The organism is Maricaulis sp. B-26, from assembly GCF_056857855.1.
On record NZ_JBSXNX010000025.1, the window covers coordinates 87862 to 101072 of the forward strand.

17 protein-coding genes are annotated in these 13211 nt (G+C 63.6%); 5 read left to right on the forward strand and 12 right to left on the reverse strand.

All coding sequences use genetic code 11. From position 1 onward, the window contains the following. Positions 1-58: 58 nt before the first annotated feature. From AC13HB_RS11850 to AC13HB_RS11860, 3 genes are all read right to left on the reverse strand, one after another. Entirely contained in the window at positions 59-355 is a 297-nt protein-coding gene (locus AC13HB_RS11850) for a hypothetical protein (protein WP_482949971.1), read from the reverse strand. A 148-nt stretch (positions 356-503) separates the two neighbouring features. Further along, positions 504-1025 (reverse strand): alkylhydroperoxidase, AhpD family, encoded by a 522-nt coding sequence (gene ahpD, locus AC13HB_RS11855; protein WP_482949972.1) that lies wholly within the window; start codon positions 1023-1025, stop codon positions 504-506. Between the two features lie 149 nt (positions 1026-1174). Next, positions 1175-1726: a peroxiredoxin gene (locus AC13HB_RS11860; protein WP_482949973.1), complete on the reverse strand. Its 552-nt coding sequence runs from the start codon at positions 1724-1726 to the stop codon at positions 1175-1177. Between the two features lie 124 nt (positions 1727-1850). Here AC13HB_RS11860 and AC13HB_RS11865 point away from each other — a divergent pair, with 124 nt between their 5' ends. After that, a complete protein-coding gene (locus tag AC13HB_RS11865; protein ID WP_482949974.1) occupies positions 1851-2801 on the forward strand; it encodes a hydrogen peroxide-inducible genes activator in 951 nt (316 codons plus the stop codon). A gap of 94 nt (positions 2802-2895) precedes the next feature. Next, positions 2896-3420, forward strand: coding sequence for a GbsR/MarR family transcriptional regulator (locus AC13HB_RS11870; protein WP_482949975.1), 525 nt, complete (start codon positions 2896-2898; stop codon positions 3418-3420). Positions 3421-3457: 37 nt separating this feature from the next. Here the strand turns inward: AC13HB_RS11870 and arsC are convergent, their stop codons facing one another. Both arsC and AC13HB_RS11880 read right to left on the reverse strand, forming a co-directional pair. Beyond that, a complete protein-coding gene (gene arsC / locus AC13HB_RS11875; RefSeq protein WP_482949976.1) occupies positions 3458-3811 on the reverse strand; it encodes an arsenate reductase (glutaredoxin) in 354 nt (117 codons plus the stop codon). Between the two features lie 106 nt (positions 3812-3917). After that, positions 3918-4766, reverse strand: coding sequence for an HpcH/HpaI aldolase/citrate lyase family protein (locus tag AC13HB_RS11880; RefSeq protein WP_482949977.1), 849 nt, complete (start codon positions 4764-4766; stop codon positions 3918-3920). Between the two features lie 50 nt (positions 4767-4816). On the opposite strand from AC13HB_RS11880, the gene AC13HB_RS11885 reads away from it, so the two are divergent. Together AC13HB_RS11885 and AC13HB_RS11890 are read left to right on the forward strand one after the other, a co-directional pair. Continuing rightward, on the forward strand, positions 4817-5683 hold the full coding sequence (locus AC13HB_RS11885; RefSeq protein WP_482949978.1) for a PfkB family carbohydrate kinase: 867 nt from the start codon (positions 4817-4819) through the stop codon (positions 5681-5683). A gap of 49 nt (positions 5684-5732) precedes the next feature. Next, positions 5733-6875, forward strand: coding sequence for a serine hydrolase domain-containing protein (locus AC13HB_RS11890; protein ID WP_482949979.1), 1143 nt, complete (start codon positions 5733-5735; stop codon positions 6873-6875). An 84-nt stretch (positions 6876-6959) separates the two neighbouring features. Here AC13HB_RS11890 and AC13HB_RS11895 read toward each other — a convergent pair whose 3' ends face one another. The 6 genes from AC13HB_RS11895 to AC13HB_RS11920 all read right to left on the reverse strand — a co-directional run bounded on the left by AC13HB_RS11895 (position 6960) and on the right by AC13HB_RS11920 (position 11531). After that, positions 6960-7349 carry a DUF4870 family protein gene (locus AC13HB_RS11895; RefSeq protein ID WP_482949980.1) on the reverse strand — a complete coding sequence of 130 codons (390 nt, stop codon included), beginning with the start codon at positions 7347-7349 and terminating at the stop codon, positions 6960-6962. Between the two features lie 110 nt (positions 7350-7459). Beyond that, positions 7460-7855, reverse strand: a complete 396-nt coding sequence (locus tag AC13HB_RS11900; RefSeq protein WP_482949981.1) for a hypothetical protein — start codon at positions 7853-7855, stop codon at positions 7460-7462. A 56-nt stretch (positions 7856-7911) separates the two neighbouring features. Next, the gene (locus tag AC13HB_RS11905) at positions 7912-8880 is read right to left on the reverse strand and encodes an alpha/beta fold hydrolase (RefSeq protein ID WP_482949982.1); all 969 of its coding nucleotides are present in this window, start codon (positions 8878-8880) and stop codon (positions 7912-7914) included. 193 nt (positions 8881-9073) lie between these two features. Beyond that, the gene (gene rarD, locus AC13HB_RS11910; RefSeq protein ID WP_482949983.1) at positions 9074-9985 is read right to left on the reverse strand and encodes an EamA family transporter RarD; all 912 of its coding nucleotides are present in this window, start codon (positions 9983-9985) and stop codon (positions 9074-9076) included. Positions 9986-10089: 104 nt separating this feature from the next. Next, entirely contained in the window at positions 10090-11109 is a 1020-nt protein-coding gene (locus tag AC13HB_RS11915; RefSeq protein WP_482949984.1) for an aspartate-semialdehyde dehydrogenase, read from the reverse strand. 119 nt (positions 11110-11228) lie between these two features. Beyond that, positions 11229-11531 carry a hypothetical protein gene (locus AC13HB_RS11920; protein ID WP_482949985.1) on the reverse strand — a complete coding sequence of 101 codons (303 nt, stop codon included), beginning with the start codon at positions 11529-11531 and terminating at the stop codon, positions 11229-11231. Between the two features lie 341 nt (positions 11532-11872). Between AC13HB_RS11920 and AC13HB_RS11925 the strand changes: the two genes are divergently transcribed. Continuing rightward, positions 11873-12085: a cold-shock protein gene (locus tag AC13HB_RS11925; RefSeq protein WP_482949986.1), complete on the forward strand. Its 213-nt coding sequence runs from the start codon at positions 11873-11875 to the stop codon at positions 12083-12085. 75 nt (positions 12086-12160) lie between these two features. Here AC13HB_RS11925 and AC13HB_RS11930 read toward each other — a convergent pair whose 3' ends face one another. Further along, positions 12161-13165, reverse strand: coding sequence for a glycerophosphodiester phosphodiesterase family protein (locus AC13HB_RS11930; RefSeq protein WP_482949987.1), 1005 nt, complete (start codon positions 13163-13165; stop codon positions 12161-12163). Positions 13166-13211: the final 46 nt, after the last annotated feature.

Sequence of the window (13211 nt, forward strand, 5' to 3'; positions counted from 1 at the left end):
TCATTGATGCCCGCACACTAGTGCGTGTCGGGGCCGGGTCAATCTCGGGGGTGAGAGGCTAGCGGCGCTTCGGCGTGTAGAGCGCCTTGCGGACGACGCAGGGCAGGGTCAGCACGAGGCCGGCGACGCCGCCCAGCATCATGAAGGCCGGCAGCGTGCCCGGAGCGAGCACCAGTCCGGTGAAAGCGATCACAGCGCTGATCAGAACGGGCCGGAGGACCGACGCCCAGCTGACATCGGCGAAGTGCTGCGCCCGGTTCATCGTGTCACGTGAAAACCAGGTGCGGCCGCCACGCGAGTCGTGGTCGGTCCGTGTTGCCCGCCTGGGTAGCGGGTCGAGCGTATGATCTATCATCGACATACGCTCATTATACGGAACTTCTAGTTCAGCGCAACCGGTTGTGGAAAGCTGCCTAGAGGTTCCGTATTTCAATGAGTTCGAGGCGCGAGCCGGGCATTTCGTAAATTAACGAAACCTGTGAAAGTCGACCTGCTACCTCAATTCAGGCCTCAGCCATCATCACATGGGCCACCGCATTGACGGTCGCCGCGATGCGAACGGCCGTTTGTATCTGCGCCGTGGTGAGTCCGTGCTTGCGCAGTTCGGCTTCGTGGCTGTCGATGCACAGGCCGCAGCCATTGATGGCGGACACGGCGAGGGACCAGAGCTCGAAATCGGCCTTGTCGACGCCCGGATTGGCCAGTGTGTTCATGCGCAGCTTGGCCGGCAGCGTGCCGTATTCCTTGTTCTTCGAGAGATGCAGGAAGCGATAATAGACATTGTTCATGCCCATGATCGCCGAGGCGGCCTTCGCGGCATTGAGTGCTTCCGGGCTGAGCTGGGCCTGCGCATCTTCCAGGATGGCGTCATAGGTCGTCTTGTCGCCGGCCGCATGGGCGACAGCGAGGAAAGTGCCCCATTTCTTCTGGTCGTCGAGTTCGGTTTCGCGCGCCAGGGAAGACAGGTTCAGCTTGAGGTCCTTGGCGTAGTCGGGCAGCTGGCTCTTGAGCGTGTCGATGCTCATCGGGGAGGCTCCTTTCCTGTATGCGATTGATTCGCAATTCTTGGTTCGGGCAATAAAATGCCCCGGAGCCATGTGCGTCACACATCCGAGGGACGGCTCCGGGGCACTGACGGTCGGCTGGAGGGACGAGCCGTCAGACAGGGACTTGCTTAGGCCGCGATCGTGTCGCCGCCGACCGCGCGGTTGCACGGGCAGAGTTCGTCCGTCTGCAGGGCGTCGAGGACGCGCAGCGTGTCTTCCGGGTTGCGGCCGACATTGAGATTGGTCGCATAGACGTGCTGGATCGTACCCTCATCGTCGACGATGTAGGTGTAGCGGTAGGCCACGCCTTCCGGGGAACGGATGCCCAGGCTGTCGACCAGCGAGCCGGTCGTGTCGGCGAACTGCCAGTGACCCAGCTTGTCCAGGTCCGGATGCTCGCGGCGCCAGGCCAGCTTGCAGAACTCGTTGTCGGTGGAGCCGGTCATGACGATGGCGTCGCGATCGGCGAACTCTTCGGCGAGGTTGTCGAAGGCGACGATCTCGGTCGGGCAGACGAAGGTGAAGTCCTTCGGGTAGAAGACGATGACCTTCCACTTGCCGTCAAAGCTGTCCTGCGTGATCGGCTCGAAGGCCGACTCGCCATTCTCTTCGTGCGCGTTGAAACCCGGCTTGACGCCAACGACTTCGAAATCCGGCAGCTTGTCGCCGATACCCAGCATGTAACTCTCCATTTTTGTGGGGGCGAACCCGGGGGCCGCCCTGATGATGACGGCGGTATGGCGCCGTCGAAAAAATAAATCCAATGGATTGTTTTTAGTGAAGCCATAGGTATTATCAATACCCATGGCACAGCTTCCCACACTCCGACAATTGCAGTTCCTGATCGCCCTTGCCGAGCACGGAAGTTTCTCTCGCGCGGCGGAGGCGGTTTTTGTGACCCAGCCCACGCTTTCGGCTGCGATCAAGGAACTCGAGACCAACCTGGGTACAATCCTCGTGGAACGCGGTGCGCGCGGTGCGGCGCTTACACCGGCAGGCGACACGGTGCTCGAGCGGGCGCGCCGGGTCATGACCGAGGCCGAGGATCTCGTTATCGCAGCGCAGGCCGCCGGCGAACCGCTCGCCGGGCCTTTCAAGCTGGGCGTCATTCCGACGATCGCGCCCTTCCTGCTGCCTCGCGTGCTTCCGGCCCTGCGCGACGCCTATCCCGATCTGGAGCTTTTCCTGCGCGAGGACCTGACCAATCGTCTCTATGACGCATTGCGCGACCGCCGCATCGATGCGGCTCTGGTCGCCCTGCCCTATGAGGCGCCGATGATCGAGACGACGCCGATCTGGTCCGACGAGTTTCTCTTCGCCTGTACGTCCGACCACGCCCTGGCGGAGAAGTCTCGTCTCACCCCGGGCGATCTGACCGGAGAACCCCTGCTTCTGCTCGAGGACGGACACTGTCTGCGCGACCATGCCCTGGCGGCCTGCTCCATGGGCAGTGCCCGCTCCGACTTCGCGGCGACCAGTCTTCACACGCTTGTTCAGATGGTGAAGTCGGGCCTGGGCGCGACGCTCTTGCCCCGTATGGCGGTCGAGGCAGGCCTTGTCGATCGCATGGGTCTTGTCGTGCGTCCTTTCGATCCGCCGGTCGCCGGTCGTGAAATCGGCGTCGCCTGGCGGAAAGGGTCGGCGCGTGCGGACGAGGCGATCCAGCTGGGCAAGGCGATCCGGGAGAGCCTTGAAGCATCCGATCTCGCCGTCGACGGAATGTCCGGCCTTCCGCAGAATGCCCGCAGCGCGTGATCGACCGGCTGCAAGCAGTGCGGCGCGCCGTCACATGGCATTCCGCTCGAATACGGATATTTCTGTAGGCACAGAAATTACAGAAAGCGATCCGATGAAACTCTCCGGTCCCATGCAGCGTTTCGTCCTCCATTGGGGAGAAATGGGCGCGCGCTGGGGCGTCAATCGCTCCATTGCGCAGATTCACGCCCTGCTCTATCTCGCCGAGGATCCGCTCCACGCCGAGGAAATCACGGAAACGCTCCACATCGCCCGCTCGAACGTGTCCAACTCCCTGAAGGAGCTGCAGACGCTGGGGCTGGTGAAGCGCGAGCACGTCATGGGCGACCGGCGCGATCACTTCACCGCGTCGCACGAACCCTGGGACATGCTCATGGCCATCGCCGAGGCCCGCAAGCAGCGCGAGATCGATCCCACGATCGAAATCCTGCGCGAATGTGCGGCCGACGCGAAGGCGGACCCGGACACGCCGGCCCTCGTCACCGAACGGCTCGAGCGGATGGAGAGCTTCGTCACCAACCTGACCGACTGGTACGGTCAGGTTCGCAAAATCCCCCAGAAGACGCTCGTGAAACTGATGAATCTCGGCGCCCGCGTGGCGAAATTCGTGGGGGGCTAGCGCGCGCAGCGTTTCCGGAAGGGTCCGGTCACAATGATCAGAAAAGCTCCAACACCTGTTCCGGCGGCCGGCCGATCATGGCGGTGTCGCCGTGGATCACGACGGGGCGCTCGATCAGCTTGGGGTGCTGCGACATCGCTTCGAAAAGCGCCTCCTCGTCCTCGATCGCCTTCAGGCCGAGCTCGCGATAGATCGCCTCGTTCTTGCGCAGCCATTCATGCGCGGAGGTGAAGCCGAGCTTCTTCATCACGGCCTTGAGTTCGGCCACGCTCGGGAGGTCTTCCATGTAGTTCCGCACCTCCAGTTCGCCGCCGCGGGCCTCGAGCAGGGCCAGGGTCTGACGGGATTTGGAACAGCGCGGATTGTGCCAGATGGTCGTCGTGTCGCTCATTTTTCTTCCTTCAACTGGCTTCATGAAAGCGGGTCTTCTACCGCAAACTCAAGTTTCAGACTGCATTTCATCTGTGTTTGATTCTGCCCGAGGGTGCACCGGAGGCCTAGCCGTCATTGTCTCCGCCGGCCGAGAGCAGGGCCCGCGCGGCCTCGAGATGTAGCCGCTCGACCATGTTTCCATCGAGCGAAATCACACCCTTGCCGGCATTATCCGGATCCGCGAAAGCCGCGACGATACGGGCTGCCTGTTCCAGCTCGGCCGGGGTCGGACCGAAATACAGGTGGGCCAGATCGACCTGACCGGGATGGATGAGGGATTTGCCGTCGAAGCCGAGCGTCCGGCCCTGTTCGGCTTCGGCCCGGAAGCCCTTCGGGTCGCGAAACTGGTTGTAGACCCCGTCCAGCGCATAGAGCCCGTTCGCCCTGGCGGCGCAGACGATCTGCGCCAGATGCCCGACCAGGGCAAGCCGGTTGCCGGCGGTCGTGCATCTCAGCTCCTTGCAGAGATCATTCGTGCCGGCGATGAGGCCGCTCAGACCGGTCCCGGTCGCGCTGGCTATGCTGGCGATATTCAGGATCGAGCGCGGCGTCTCGACCATCGCCCAGATGGGCGTCGAGGCGCCATGCGCGTTGAGCGCGGCGCGAGCGGCGTGAAGATCGCCGACCTGGTCGATCTTGGGCAGCACGATCGCATCGGCCCGGCTGGCGACGCGCATATCGCCGTCATTCCATTCCGTGTCACGACCGTTCACGCGAACGGCACGGATCGCGCCCGACACATCCCAGCTCTCCAGCGCTTCCTCGACCCGCTCGCGCGCCTCCTCCTTTTCGTCGGGACCGACGGCGTCCTCGAGGTCGAGAATGAGAAGATCAGCGCCGACATGGGCGGCTTTCTCGATCGCCCTCGGTTTGGAAGCGGGAACGAAGAGTGCGGAACGGATGAGGCGTCGCATCGGTGCGATGGTCCATGAGGTCTTGGGATCGAAGGGAAAACCGATATAGCATGAAATACATGCCGCTGGCCCTTATCCTTTCCAGTCACGTTGCCGCCTCTTCGGTCGGAGGCGGAGCGGGCGAGCGCGTGCTCCATACCGGCAGGATCGACACGATGCTGGTGCCGACCGTGCTGTACGGGCGCCACCCCGGCTGGGGCGATCCGGGAGGCGGGACGGTCGAGCAGGACATGTTCGAATCCGTCCTCTCCGGTATTGCCGATCAGGGGCTTCTGGACATCGTCGATGTTGTCCTGACGGGCTATTTCGCCGATGTCGGACAGGTCTTCGATACGGCATCCGTGATCGATGTGGTTCGCAAGGGCAGCCGGGTCCAGAAAGGCCGTCGTGCTTTCGCCCGGGAACCCATGGTCGTGGTCGACCCCATCATGGGAGACTCGCCCGGCGGTCTTTATGTGCCGGCCCCGATCGCGGCGGCGATCAAGGACCAGCTGATTTCCCGGGCGGACCTGGTTACGCCGAATGCGTTCGAGCTGGGCCATATCACAGGCCGCCAGCTAACCGATCTGGCCTCGATGGTCCGCGCAGCGAGATCGATGGACCGCCCGGTTCTGGTCTCTTCCCTGCCGCGTCACGGCAGGATCGGCGTCCTGTATGCCGATAGCGAGGAAGCCTGGCTGGTCACGCACGAGCGTCTGCCCAAGGCCCCGAACGGGACCGGAGACGTCCTGACGGCAGCCTTCGTGCGCGCGCTCGTCGAGGGTGCCGGGCCGAAGGCGGCGCTCGAATATGCGGTTGCCGTAACGGTGAGCCTCGTCATGAGGGCCAATGAGTGGCACTCGACCGAACTGCCTGTCGTGGCGGGCAGACCGGTTTTCGACGAGCCGCTCGTGCGCTTCGAAGCCGAAGCGGTCTAGCCGCAGGGCGTGGCTTGTTGCGCTGCTGCATTCGCGCTAGCCAGACGGCATGACCGATACCCGAACTCCTGCCATTCACGGCCATGTCGCGCCCGGCTTCGAGCCGGTCCGCGATGCCTTTCTGTCCAACTGGACCGATTATGACGAGCTCGGCGCAGGCTTCGCGCTGCGCCTCGGCGACGAAATCGTCGTCGACCTTCATGGCGGCTGGGCGGACAAGGCCAGAACCCGCGACTGGCAAGCCGATACGCTGATCCCGGTCTACTCGACCGGCAAGGCGATCGCGGCGCTGGTCGTGGCGCGCCTCGTCGATCAGGGAAAGCTCGATTACGACACGCCCGTCGCCCGCTACTGGCCGGAATTCGCGGCCGAGGGCAAAGGCGCGGTGACCGTGGCCCAGGCGCTGTCCCACCAGGCCGGCCTGTCGGGCATCGCCGAGGAAATGGATCCGGGCGACTGGTTCGATGCGGACCTCATCGAGGACCGGCTCGCGCGCCAGGCGCCGCTCTGGGAGCCGGGCACGGGCTCGGGCTATCACCCCGTCACCTTCGGCTTTATCGTCGATGCTCTTGCGCGGCGCACAGACGGCCGAACGGTCGGGGCCATCCTCCGAGAGGATATCTGCGGGCCGCACGACATCGATTTCCATATCGGCCTGGACGAAAGCGAGCATGCGCGTACCGCCGAACACGCCATGCCCAAACAGGTGCCGCAGCTGGGCGAGCCCAACCGCATGCGCGAGCTGGCCTTCCTCAAGCCCTGGTCCTCGCCGGGCCGCCGCGGCGCCACCGAATGGCGCAGGGCGGAATTCCCGGCGGCCAATGCGCATTCGACCGCCCGCGCTCTGGTCCGCCTGATGAGCGTCTATGCCGACAAGGGCCGGCTCGAAGGCGAGCCCTTTATCTCGGAGGCGACATTGGCAGAGCTCGTCAAGGAACGCGTGCGCGGCGAGGACAAGGTCCTGCCCTTCGAGCTGTCCTGGGGGGCCGGCGTGATGCGCAATACGACGCCGGGCTTTTACGGTCCGACACCGGAGGCCGTGGGGCATTCCGGATGGGGCGGGTCCTGCGCCTTCGCCGATCCGGTAAAGGGGCTGTCGGGTGCCTATGTCATGAATCGCCAGCAGCACCACCTCGCCGGCGATCCGCGCCCCGTGCGGATCATCGAGGCGGTGTACCGGTGTCTCGGCTGAAGCAATGTCTCATGAAAACGGCACCGCAGCGATTGCCGCGGTGCCGATGTGTCATTGTCTGCAGAATGCGGACCGAGCCGGAGCCTACAATCCCCAGCCGGCCGGTTTGACGGTTTCTCCGCGTGACAGGGCCTGCATGCCCTTCACGACCTGGATGATGTACCAGATCAGCGCCCAGAGCAGGACGAGAATACCGATCAGGACAAAGGTCAGCAGCGTACCGACCACCACATAGGCCAGGCCTTTCCAGAAAATGTGGATCTGGTTGACATAGTGGCTCTTGAGCCAGTCCGGGGCCTTGTCCTTGGCCAGGTAGGCCATGATCACGCCGACGAGGCCGGTAATGCCGACCACCAGGCTGAGCAGGTAAAGAATGTAGATCAGATTGGCATTGCCGCGATCGTCCGGATTGACGGACACGGTCGTGCCGCTTTCGCGCGCTCCGCCCTCGGGCGGCTGTTCATCGACTGGCATGGTCTTCCCTCCAAAAGCAGCCCGCAGATGCAGGCCGTTCTCCTCTCGGGTGAAAGAAAATCGCGCTTTGCAACCGGAAGCAAGTTTTTCGACCCGCTGCGGTGCCGGCGCTATTTGTCGGCGATCCAGCGATAGGCCGCTTCGCGCGTCTCGAAAACGCCGATCGCCGTCATCCAGCCGGCCCGTGTCATCGCTTCCCAGAGGCTGGGAATGGTGCGCTTGAGATCGTCCGAACAGACCAGCGCGGTTCGCGGTGAGTGTCCCTTGCGGTTTTCCGCGTTCCAGACGCGCATGAAATCCTTGTGCTGGACCAGATTGTCGGCCGTGAAGTCTTCCAGCGTCGCATCCGGCCGGATCTCGATGATTATGTCGAAATCATTCTGCCAGCCAGGCACATCGGGCAGGCGGCGGATCGCGTTCTGCATGTCGGCAACGGTTGAGTCCTCGCGCAGTTCCAGCGTGGCGATCTTGCGGCCCGGATTTATGCGCCAGTCCAGCTCGGTCATGCCCCGCCCTTCAGGCCTCAGCTTTCGAATCGTTTCCAGTCAATCTAGGCATTTTCCTATTCCGCGTCAGCCGGAAAGCGGCGCTGCAGCCATTCGAGCATGTGAGCATTGAGCTGTTCGGGCTCCTCCCACATCGTCCAGTGTCCGCAGCCCTCGATGACGGCGAATTCGGAATCCTTGCACAGGGCGGGCATCCAGCCGGCGAGCTTGGGCGGCAGCATGAAGTCGCATTCGGCCGACACCATGAGGCAGGGCATGGCGAGGCGGTGGTCCACGCCGCCCATGCGCTCCCAGTTCGCATCGAAATTCCGGTAGAGATTGATGCCGCCCGCAAAGCCCGATTTGCGATAGGCGTCAGCATAGATCTTGCGATCTTCGGGCGGGACGACGATCCGCTCATCGGGGCGGCCCTTGAAGCTTTCGAAAAGGCGCGGAATATGGGTGATGTCGGGAAAACGGCTTTCCAGTTCGCTCGCCTTGGGCGGCCGGCCGAACATGAAGGCGAAGAAATCGTCCTCGCGGCCTTCGAAGACCTTTTCGGCAAGGCCCGGTTCCTGGAAGCGCAGGATGTAATGCTCGTCGCCGCCGACCTCGCGGAAGTAATGCGTCGGCGGTTCGGCGCCGCGGGGCAGGTGAGGCGTATTGACCCCGATCACGCCGGCCACATGGGATTTCGCCAGCATGGCGGCGTGCCAGGTTATGATCCCGCCCCAGTCGTGTCCGACCCAGACGGCGCTCTCATGCCCGAGTGCATCGAGCAGGCCTGTCAGGTCGGCGATCAGCGTGTCCATGACATAGTCGGACACGGCTTCCGGCCGGTCCGACCCGCCGAAACCGCGAAGGTCGGGTGCGATCACGCGATAGCCTGCCGCGGCCAGCACACCGATCTGGTTCTTCCAGGAATAAGCCAGCTCCGGCCAGCCATGCACCAGGAGGAGGGGCTGGCCGTCTTCCGGTCCGGCGATATGGACGGAGAGGGTGATGCCGTTGGTCTGGATGGACCGGGCGGGCGGAAACTCGGACATGCGGGTGACCTTTCGACCCGAAACGTTTTCGGGATCAATCCATTATTGTCTTGCCGAGACTTCAGATCAGGGCCGGGGAGAGGTCAAGGGTGTAACCGCGGTGCGGCGGCTTTGCCGCCCTTGACCTCTCCCCGGCCCTGATCCCTCCTGCTTTCAAGACATCTACAGGTAACTGCGCGCCCGGCGCGCCGTCTTAACGGGCCTCTCCGGGTGCGGCAGCGCGTACCTTGTCGCGACGGAACTGGCTCCAGGTAAAAGTCGCCACGCCGCCCCAGATCAGCACGAAGGTGACCATGTGGCCCGTGGTGAAGGCCTCTCCGCCGAGCACGCCGATGAAGAATTGCAGGGTCGGCGCGGTGAACTGCATCACGCCCATGGTCGAAAGCCGCAGCCCGCGTGCGCCGATGATGTAGAGCAGGAGCGGGACCACGGTCACCACGCCGGCGGCCATGAGGAGAAGGGCCTGGCGCAGACTTTCCGTGAAATGCCCGTGTCCGCTGGCTTGCAGCCAGATCAGGCCGATGATGGCGAAGGGCAGGAGGAAGCTGGTTTCCCAGAACAGCCCGACCCGACCGTCCGCCGTGACGACCTTGCGGAGATAGCCGTAGCAGGTGAAGGAAACCGCGAGCAGGAGCGAGATCCACGGGACTTCGCCGACCGTGATGATCTGGTTCATCACCCCCAGCGCCGCCAGGAAGATCGCTGCTATACGCCAGGGACCGAGCGGTTCGCGCAGCACCACGACACCGACCGCGACCGAAAGCAGCGGGTTGATGTAATAGCCCAGCGAAGCCTGCAGGACGTGGCCGGAATTCACCGCGTAGATGAAACCCCACCAGTTGACCGAGATGAGCGCGGCGGTGATCACCAGGGTGATCAGGGTGCGCGTATCCTTCAGTGCGCCAAGCACGCTGCCGAGCTTGCCGGTGACGAGAAGCGAGCCGGCGAGCAGCGGCACGGCCCACACCACGCGGTGCAGGATGATTTCCAGGGCGCTGGCGAAATCGAGCAGCTGGAAGAAGAGCGGCGAAAGCCCCCAGATCAGATAGGCGCTCAGTCCGATCGCCGTGGAGCGGCGGATAATGGCAGACGGGTCGCTGGACATGCGGGCTCCGGACGACGGTTTCAGTCCATCGCACATAAGCAGCCCGGGTGTCGATGACGACCCGCTATTTGTGCTGATCTGCCATGCGTCGATGGGGGGGTGGCCTAGCTGGTCTTCAGGATGCCCTTGTTGAGCAGTCCTTCGGCAATCTGCACGGCGTTCAGGGCGGCACCCTTGCGCAGATTGTCGGAAACGACCCAGAGCGCCAGACCGTTTTCGACGGTCGGGTCCTCGCGGACGCGCGAGACGAAGGTGGCGAATTCGCCGACGCTCTCGACCGGCGTGACGTAGCCCTCGTCCTCGTGCTTGTCGATCACCATCAGGCCCGGGCTCTCGCGCAGCAGGTCGCGCGCCTCGTCGGCCGAAAGCGGGTTCTCGAGCTCGAGATGGGTGGCGATGGAATGGCCCACGAAGACCGGAACGCGGACGCAGGTCGCGAACAGCTTGACCTTCGGGTCGAGGATTTTCTTGGTCTCGACCACCATCTTCCATTCTTCCTTGGTCGAACCGTCTTCCATGAAGACGTCGATATGCGGAATGACGTTGAAGGCGATCTGCTTGGTGAAGGCGTCCGGCTCGATCGGGTCGTTGACGTAAATGCCCTTGGTTTGCGTCCAGAGCTCGTCCATGGCGGCCTGTCCGGCGCCGGAAACGGCCTGGTAGGTGGCGCAATTCACGCGCTTGATGCCCACGCGGTCATGGATGGGCTTGAGTGCGACCATGAGCTGGATGGTCGAGCAGTTCGGATTGGCGACGATGCCCTTCCTGATCCCGTCGAGCGCATCGAGATTGACCTCGGGCACGACGAGCGGAACCTCCGGATCCATGCGCCAGGCCGAGGAATTGTCGACCACGATGGCACCCGCCTTGGCGATTTTCGGCGACCATTCCTTCGACACGTCGCCGCCTGCGGACATGAGCACGAGGTCGACTTTCGAGAAGTCGAAGCTCTCGGCGTTCTGGCATTTCAGCGTCTTGTCGCCATAGGAGAGTTCCACGCCCATGGATTTGCGGCTCGCCAGGGCGAAAACTTCGTCCGCCGGAAAGAGACGCTCCGCGAGAATGGTCAGCATTTCCTTGCCGACCGCACCCGTAGCGCCGAACACCGCAATCTTCACACCCATGACCAAGTCCTTCCGTCTGGCTTACCCGTTGATCCTTGCCGACGCCTAGCCCCATAGCCCCCGCTATGCCGCGTGGCTAGGGGGCAGATCAGACGGGCCGGCGGAATCCGTGCCCGGGCTCAGCGCCGCTGCATGCGAAGCCAGATCCGCCAGGCCAAGAAACCGACCAGCAGGATGACGATCAGTTCCAGCGCGTTGATGCCCAGGAAGAGCGGCGTGATCAGCCGCTGGAGTACGCCCCAGCGACCGTCGTAAATGGTCTCGCCCTGGCGCGCGAAACCGATATAGACGGCCACGAAGACGATGAGCGCAGCGCCGAAACCGGCCAGACGGATCATGCCGGCCGGGTTGAAGCCGCGATCGGTCTTGCGCGATTGTTCGCGATGGCGCTGGGTACGGTCGAGAAAACGGCGTCTGGGCATGGCCGGAAACTCGGTTGGAAGCCGCGCCAGGTCAAGCGTCCCGCTCCGCATCCGTCAATTTTCTCGATCGCCTTTGCGGCTTCGTAACGACGCCGTAAGAGTTTCATTTGATTTGTCGCCTGATCCATGCGCATAACAGCCCGGACGGGCGGCCCAAGGAGGCCGGACGGAATACTGATCGCCTACCGATGCCTGGCACATGTCTATGCATGTAATGGTACCATCGGACCCTTAGACTTCAGCCTTCCCCGACTTTCCACGTCCGTTACGGCGCCAGGACGCTTGCGCCGTCACTTTCTTATGCCCGGACGCGGGGCATGCATTCAGGGAAGGTTCCCACCATGGCCACAGGTACGGTCAAATTCTTCAACCAAAGCAAAGGCTTTGGCTTTATCACCCCGGACGAGGGCGGCAATGACGTGTTCGTGCACATCTCTGCTGTCCAGGCTTCTGGCCTTCCGGGGCTCAGCGACGGCCAGAAGGTTTCTTTCGAAACCGAACCGGATCGTCGCGGTAAGGGTCCGAAGGCGGTCGACCTTCAGCTCGCCGACTAAGGCGGTCTGAAACCGACACAGGAAGACGGCGTGGACGAAAGTCCGCGCCGTCTTTTTTTGTGCCTGTGCTCCGGTTTATTCGTCGGCCATCGACTCGCGGACAGCAAAGGCAGTGGCTGGGAAATCGGTGAAGACGCCATCGGCCCCGATCCGGAAGACGGCCTGCAGCTCCGCCGTGATGTCCATATCGTCCGAGACCGGCTGGTCGTCGCGGAAGGTCCAAGGGTGGACTTCAAGCCCGCGCGCGTGCGCCGCCTCGATAAAGCCCGTCGACGCGCCGCGCGCGTCCATGACCAGACTCTTGGCGGGGCCGACGCCGTCGGCGAAGGCGGCGGCATCGTCGAGCGAGACCGTCGGCTGGAGCGGGTCCGCAAACGGGTCGAGTTCCTGTAACGGGAAGACGAGCATAAGCAGCGGCGTCTCGACTTCGTCGTTCAGTCGCCGCAGGAAATCCGGCTCGAAGCACTGGATGGCTGTCGGCGCGTCGGCCCCGTCCAGTCCGCGTGCCCGCAGGATGCGGACAAGTTCCGGCAGCGGGTCGAGGTCGACCGAAGCGAGATAGGCCGGCGCCTTCACCTCCGGTTCGGTGCGGATGCCCGCCTCGGCGGCGAGATCGAGCACCTCCTCGAAAGTGGGGATGAGAAACCGGCCGTTGAAGTCCTGGGAGCGGTCCGGCCAGGGCTGGACGGCGCGCAGGGTGCGGATTTCGGCGAGCGTGAAATCCTCCACCCACCAGTCGTCGCGGCCGTCAATCACGCGCCGGCGGTCGGCGAACTCCGGATGTGCGGCAATATCGGTGGATGTCGAGAGGTAGTGGTCATGGCGCACGACCAGATGACCGTCGGACGTCATGACGAGGTCCGGTTCGATCACGTCGGCACCCTGTGCGATCGCGAGACGGTAGGCTTCGAGCGTGTGTTCGGGGCGCTCGCCGCTCGCGCCGCGATGGGCAATGACCAGAGGGGCGTCGCCGTCGAGCGTATTCCAGGCGTCGGAAGCATTGCCGGGCGCAGGATTGCAGCCCGACATGGCCAGGAGGGCGCCTCCTGCCAGCATGATTGTCATCGTCGAGCTGCGCATGATTCCCCTCCCGCTGCGGCGCGTGGCAGACTAGCCGCGCGAGCAC

Coding starts and splice junctions, on each gene's coding strand:
- AC13HB_RS11850 (WP_482949971.1), bottom strand. CDS start 355: ATGATAGATCATACGCTCGACCCGCTACCCAGGCGGGCAACACGGACC.
- ahpD (WP_482949972.1), bottom strand. CDS start 1,025: ATGAGCATCGACACGCTCAAGAGCCAGCTGCCCGACTACGCCAAGGAC.
- AC13HB_RS11860 (WP_482949973.1), bottom strand. CDS start 1,726: ATGCTGGGTATCGGCGACAAGCTGCCGGATTTCGAAGTCGTTGGCGTC.
- AC13HB_RS11865 (WP_482949974.1), top strand. CDS start 1,851: ATGGCACAGCTTCCCACACTCCGACAATTGCAGTTCCTGATCGCCCTT.
- AC13HB_RS11870 (WP_482949975.1), top strand. CDS start 2,896: ATGAAACTCTCCGGTCCCATGCAGCGTTTCGTCCTCCATTGGGGAGAA.
- arsC (WP_482949976.1), bottom strand. CDS start 3,811: ATGAGCGACACGACGACCATCTGGCACAATCCGCGCTGTTCCAAATCC.
- AC13HB_RS11880 (WP_482949977.1), bottom strand. CDS start 4,766: ATGCGACGCCTCATCCGTTCCGCACTCTTCGTTCCCGCTTCCAAACCG.
- AC13HB_RS11885 (WP_482949978.1), top strand. CDS start 4,817: ATGAAATACATGCCGCTGGCCCTTATCCTTTCCAGTCACGTTGCCGCC.
- AC13HB_RS11890 (WP_482949979.1), top strand. CDS start 5,733: ATGACCGATACCCGAACTCCTGCCATTCACGGCCATGTCGCGCCCGGC.
- AC13HB_RS11895 (WP_482949980.1), bottom strand. CDS start 7,349: ATGCCAGTCGATGAACAGCCGCCCGAGGGCGGAGCGCGCGAAAGCGGC.
- AC13HB_RS11900 (WP_482949981.1), bottom strand. CDS start 7,855: ATGACCGAGCTGGACTGGCGCATAAATCCGGGCCGCAAGATCGCCACG.
- AC13HB_RS11905 (WP_482949982.1), bottom strand. CDS start 8,880: ATGTCCGAGTTTCCGCCCGCCCGGTCCATCCAGACCAACGGCATCACC.
- rarD (WP_482949983.1), bottom strand. CDS start 9,985: ATGTCCAGCGACCCGTCTGCCATTATCCGCCGCTCCACGGCGATCGGA.
- AC13HB_RS11915 (WP_482949984.1), bottom strand. CDS start 11,109: ATGGGTGTGAAGATTGCGGTGTTCGGCGCTACGGGTGCGGTCGGCAAG.
- AC13HB_RS11920 (WP_482949985.1), bottom strand. CDS start 11,531: ATGCCCAGACGCCGTTTTCTCGACCGTACCCAGCGCCATCGCGAACAA.
- AC13HB_RS11925 (WP_482949986.1), top strand. CDS start 11,873: ATGGCCACAGGTACGGTCAAATTCTTCAACCAAAGCAAAGGCTTTGGC.
- AC13HB_RS11930 (WP_482949987.1), bottom strand. CDS start 13,165: ATGCGCAGCTCGACGATGACAATCATGCTGGCAGGAGGCGCCCTCCTG.